This is a genomic window from Streptomyces sp. NPDC059456, assembly GCF_042750055.1.
GTDB lineage: Bacteria > Actinomycetota > Actinomycetes > Streptomycetales > Streptomycetaceae > Streptomyces.
In genome coordinates this window covers 1-4,279 of record NZ_JBHYVA010000720.1, presented here as the reverse complement: position 1 = coordinate 4,279, position 4,279 = coordinate 1, and the positions used below count along the sequence as shown (strand labels likewise).

The window sequence follows — 4,279 nt, the reverse complement described above, 5'->3', positions numbered from 1 at the left end:
TGTGGGGGTGATCTCTGGCTCATATTAACCCCCCGCCGCCCCCCCCGTCTCGGTTGGGCGCCCGGGGGGGCCCGGCTCGCTGGACACGGGGCCTGTCGGGCCCGGCGGGAGGAGCGGTCAGGCGACCGGCTCGGAGGCCCGCTCGGCGGCCTTGTTGAAGGCGGCTCCGCTCGGGTTGCGCTTCTTGAGCACCAGGTACGAGACGCCCAGGATCAGGCCCCACAGCGGGGCGCAGTACAGCGAGACGCGGGAGTCCTTGTCGACGCCCATCATCACGATGACCATGCCGATGAAGGCCAGGGAGAACCAGCTGGTGTACGGCGCGCCGGGGGTGCGGAAGGAGGACTGGGGCAGCTCGCCCCGGTCGGCCTTGGCGCGGTAGCGGATCTGGCAGACCAGGATGACGATCCAGGCCCACATGCCGGAGATGGTGGCGAAGGAGACGACGTAGTCGAAGGCCTTGCCGGGGGCGACGTAGTTGATCCAGACACCGACGAGCATCAGCGCGGCGGAGAAGGTGGTGCCCACGAGCGGGGTGCCGGTCCTGGTGAGCTTGGTGAAGAACTTCGGGCCCTGGCCGTTGAGCGCGAGGTCGCGCAGCATGCGGCCGGTGGAGTACATGCCCGAGTTGCAGGAGGACAGGGCGGCGGTCAGCACGACGAAGTTGACGATCGCGGCGCCGACGCCCAGGCCCATCTTCTCGAAGGCGAGGACGAAGGGGCTCTCTCCGGCCTTGAAGTTGGACCACGGGATGACCGACATGATCATGATGAGTGCGCCGACGTAGAAGACGGCGATGCGCCACGGCACGGTGTTGATGGCCTTGGGCAGGGTCTTCGCCGGGTCCTTGGACTCGCCGGCGGTGACGCCGACCAGCTCGACCGCGAGGAAGGCGAACACGACGATCTGCAGGGTCATCAGCGTCTCGCCGATGCCGTTGGGGAAGAAGCCGCGGTCGTTCCACAGGTTGGACACCGAGGCGCCGGCGGCGGCGTCGGAGAAGCCGACGGTGAGGATGCCGGCGCAGATCAGGATCATGCCGACGATGGCGGTGACCTTGACCATGGAGAACCAGAACTCCAGCTCGCCGAAGAGCTTCACGGAGATCAGGTTGGCGGCGTAGAGGATGACCGTGAAGATCAGCGCGTAGGCCCACTGCGGGAAGCTGTCGTGCGTCCAGTACGACATGTACTTCGCGGCGGCGGTGACCTCGGTGATGCCGGTGACCACCCAGAAGAGCCAGTACGTCCAGCCGGTCGCGTACCCCCAGAACGGGCCGAGGAACTCCCGGGCGTAGTCCGAGAAGGAGCCCGAGACCGGGCGGTACATCAGCAGCTCGCCCAGGGCGCGCATGATGAAGAAGATGACGAGGCCGACGATGGCGTAGGCCAGGATCAGGCTCGGGCCCGCCTTCGAGATGGCCTTGCCGGCGCCCAGGAAGAGGCCGGTGCCGATGGCTCCGCCGATCGCGATCATCTGGATCTGGCGGGCTCCGAGTGCGCGGTGGTAACCCTCGCCGTCCTCGGCCGCGGCGCCCTCGCCGGGCGTCCTGTCGTGCTGCTCGACCTGCACAGAGGTCATGTCTTGGTGCGCCTTTCTCCACGCCGACCCGCGCCTGAAAGGCTGCGGATCGGGTCCTCGATCCCCCCGGATACGGATGGAGTTGCACCCGGCGGTCAGCCGGTTCAAGCGGGCCGGGGGACATGGGTGGCGCCCCGTCGGCGGTCGTGAAGATTTATCACGGGCTTATGGGTGACCGCGGCGCGGAAATGTGACGCATGGCACATGAAATTCGGGACAGAGGTCCCGAAACGCATCAGATCACCGCATCGCGGTGATCTGATCGTTATCCGGATTTGAGCGTCCGCTGAGCGAACGATCGGCGAACGACGTTCGGGACACAGACGTCCAGAAGGGGTCAGAGCGTTTCGACGAGCGTCTCCTGGAGGCCGCCGAGCCACAGGTAGGCCATCACCATCGGCTTGCGCGGATCGTCGTCCGGCAGCCGGAAGAGCATCGCGCTCTCCTCGTCCTCGGTGATGTCCAGGCGGGCCGCGATGGTCAGGCGCAGGTCGTTGAGCGCACCCAGCCAGCGCAGCGGGAGTTCACCGGTGAGCTCCAGCACCGCCGCCCCGTCGCCCCCGGGGACGAGCCCGTCCAGGCTGCGGACGACGCACAGGGCGTCCTCCCGCTTGCGGGTGCGCAGGTCGTTCTCGGTGAACCGGCGGAACTCCGCCGACCGGGCGGCGAGCTCGGCGGGGTCCACGCCCTGGTCCTCGGGGCCGGGGCCGCCGTAGGCGTCGGGGAAGAGCCGGATCAGCGCGGGGTCGGAGGGCCGCTCGGTGGGCCCCTCGTTCCCCTCGGCGAACAGCACGGCCAGCGGGTCGGCGTCCGCGTCGGGTTCGGGCGCGCCCGGGCCGATGAGCTCCAGCAGCTGGACGGCCAGCGAACGCAGGATGGAGATCTCGATCTCGTCCAGCGCGATGGCGGCGCCGCCGCCCTTCAGGGCTTCGAACATTCCGGCGGAGCGCCCCATCAGACGCGGTCCTGGGAGAGGGTCGCCCACAGGCCGTAGCCGTGCATGGCCTGCACGTCGCGCTCCATTTCCTCGCGGGTGCCGCTCGACACGACCGCCCGCCCCTTGTGGTGGACGTCGAGCATCAGCTTGTGCGCCTTGTCCTTCGAATAGCCGAAGTACGCCTGGAACACGTACGTCACGTAGCTCATGAGGTTGACCGGGTCGTTGTGCACCAGGGTCACCCAGGGAACGTCGGGTTCGGGGACCGCGAAGGTCTCTTCGGCCGACTCGGTGCGTTCGATCTCAATGGGAGCAACACTCACTTGTCCCATGCTGCCACTGTGACCGGCCGGTCGCACAAACGGGTCCCGAGATCTCGTCACTTTGACGAGATGTGCGCTAGCATCCGTGACATGAACCCTGCGGACCTGGGCCTGCCGGTGGACGTGCCGTCGACAGCGCTCTTCACGGATCATTACGAGCTCACGATGCTGCAGGCCGCCCTGGCGAACGGCACCGCCGACCGCCGCTCGGTCTTCGAGGTCTTCACCCGGCGGCTGCCCGAGGGGCGCCGCTACGGGGTGCTGGCGGGCACCGGCCGCGTCCTGGACGCGGTGGAGAACTTCCGCTTCGACAGCGCGGTGCTGGAGTTCCTGCGCGAGCGGGCCGTCGTCGACATGCGGACGCTGGACTGGCTGTCCTCGTACCGCTTCTCGGGCGACATCTGGGGCTACCCGGAGGGCGAGGTCTACTTCCCCGGCTCGCCGGTCCTGCGCGTCGAGGGCAGCTTCGCCGAGTGCGTGCTGCTGGAGACCGTGATCCTCTCGATCCTCAACCACGACTCGGCGATCGCGGCCGCCGCCTCCCGGATGACCTCGGCCGCCGGCGAACGGCCGCTGATCGAGATGGGCGCCCGGCGCACCCACGAGCTGGCGGCGGTGGCGGCCTCGCGGGCCGCGTACGTCGGCGGCTTCACCTCCACCTCGGACCTGGCGGCCGGCTTCCGGTACGGGATCCCCACCGTCGGGACCTCGGCGCACGCCTTCACGCTGGTGCACGACACCGAGCGGGACGCGTTCCAAGCCCAGGTGGCCTCGCTGGGCGGCGGGACGACCCTGCTCGTGGACACGTACGACGTCGCGGAGGCCGTACGGACGGCCGTCGAGGTCGCCGGGACGGGGCTGGGGGCGGTCCGGATCGACTCCGGCGACCTGCTGCTCGTCGCCCACCGGGTGCGCCACCAGCTCGACGAGCTGGGGGCGACGGGGACGCGGATCGTGGTCACCTCCGACCTCGACGAGTACGCGATCGCCTCGCTCGCGGCGGCCCCGGTGGACGCCTACGGGGTCGGCACGCAGCTCGTGACGGGCAGCGGGCACCCGACGTGCTCGATGGTCTACAAGCTGGTGGCGCGGGCGGCGTCCGCGGACCCGAAGGCCCCGCTGGTGCCGGTCGCGAAGAAGTCCTCCGGCGGCAAGACCTCGATCGGTGGCCGCAAGTGGGCGGCGCGGCGGCTGGACGCGGAGGGCGTCGCGGAGGCGGAGGTCGTGGGCACCGGGCCCGTCCCCTCGGCCCTGGCCGACCACCAGCTGCTGATCCAGCTGGTCAAGGCCGGTGAGGTCGTCGCCCGCGAGCCGCTGGAGGCGGCCCGCGACCGGCACCGGGCCGCCCGCGAGGGGCTGCCCCTCTCGGCGACGCAGCTCTCGCGCGGCGAGGCCGTGCTCCCGACCGAATACGCGTAGCGGGGTTGCCGGGCCCCCG

4 protein-coding genes are annotated in these 4,279 nt (G+C 69.8%); 1 reads left to right on the top strand and 3 read right to left on the bottom strand.

The window, feature by feature from the left end:
- Positions 1–117 precede the first annotated feature (117 nt).
- The 3 genes from ACFXA3_RS37110 to clpS all read right to left on the bottom strand — a co-directional run bounded on the left by ACFXA3_RS37110 (position 118) and on the right by clpS (position 2,850).
- Positions 118–1,581, bottom strand: a complete 1,464-nt coding sequence (locus tag ACFXA3_RS37110; RefSeq protein ID WP_385194702.1) for an amino acid permease — start codon at positions 1,579–1,581, stop codon at positions 118–120.
- Between the two features lie 337 nt (positions 1,582–1,918).
- Positions 1,919–2,536: a DUF2017 domain-containing protein gene (locus ACFXA3_RS37105; RefSeq protein ID WP_385194700.1), complete on the bottom strand. Its 618-nt coding sequence runs from the start codon at positions 2,534–2,536 to the stop codon at positions 1,919–1,921.
- Complete coding sequence (gene clpS / locus ACFXA3_RS37100) at positions 2,536–2,850, bottom strand: ATP-dependent Clp protease adapter ClpS (protein ID WP_385194698.1); 315 nt, start codon at positions 2,848–2,850, stop codon at positions 2,536–2,538. The genes ACFXA3_RS37105 and clpS overlap by 1 nt, the downstream gene beginning before the upstream one ends.
- An 81-nt stretch (positions 2,851–2,931) precedes the next feature.
- Here clpS and ACFXA3_RS37095 point away from each other — a divergent pair, with 81 nt between their 5' ends.
- Positions 2,932–4,260 (top strand): nicotinate phosphoribosyltransferase, encoded by a 1,329-nt coding sequence (locus tag ACFXA3_RS37095; protein ID WP_385194696.1) that lies wholly within the window; start codon positions 2,932–2,934, stop codon positions 4,258–4,260.
- Positions 4,261–4,279: the final 19 nt, after the last annotated feature.

Bases quoted from the DNA above. Each gene is read 5' to 3' on its own strand.
- clpS (WP_385194698.1), bottom strand. From the start codon at position 2,850: ATGGGACAAGTGAGTGTTGCTCCCATTGAGATCGAACGCACCGAGTCG.
- ACFXA3_RS37110 (WP_385194702.1), bottom strand. From the start codon at position 1,581: ATGACCTCTGTGCAGGTCGAGCAGCACGACAGGACGCCCGGCGAGGGC.
- ACFXA3_RS37095 (WP_385194696.1), top strand. From the start codon at position 2,932: ATGAACCCTGCGGACCTGGGCCTGCCGGTGGACGTGCCGTCGACAGCG.
- ACFXA3_RS37105 (WP_385194700.1), bottom strand. From the start codon at position 2,536: ATGGGGCGCTCCGCCGGAATGTTCGAAGCCCTGAAGGGCGGCGGCGCC.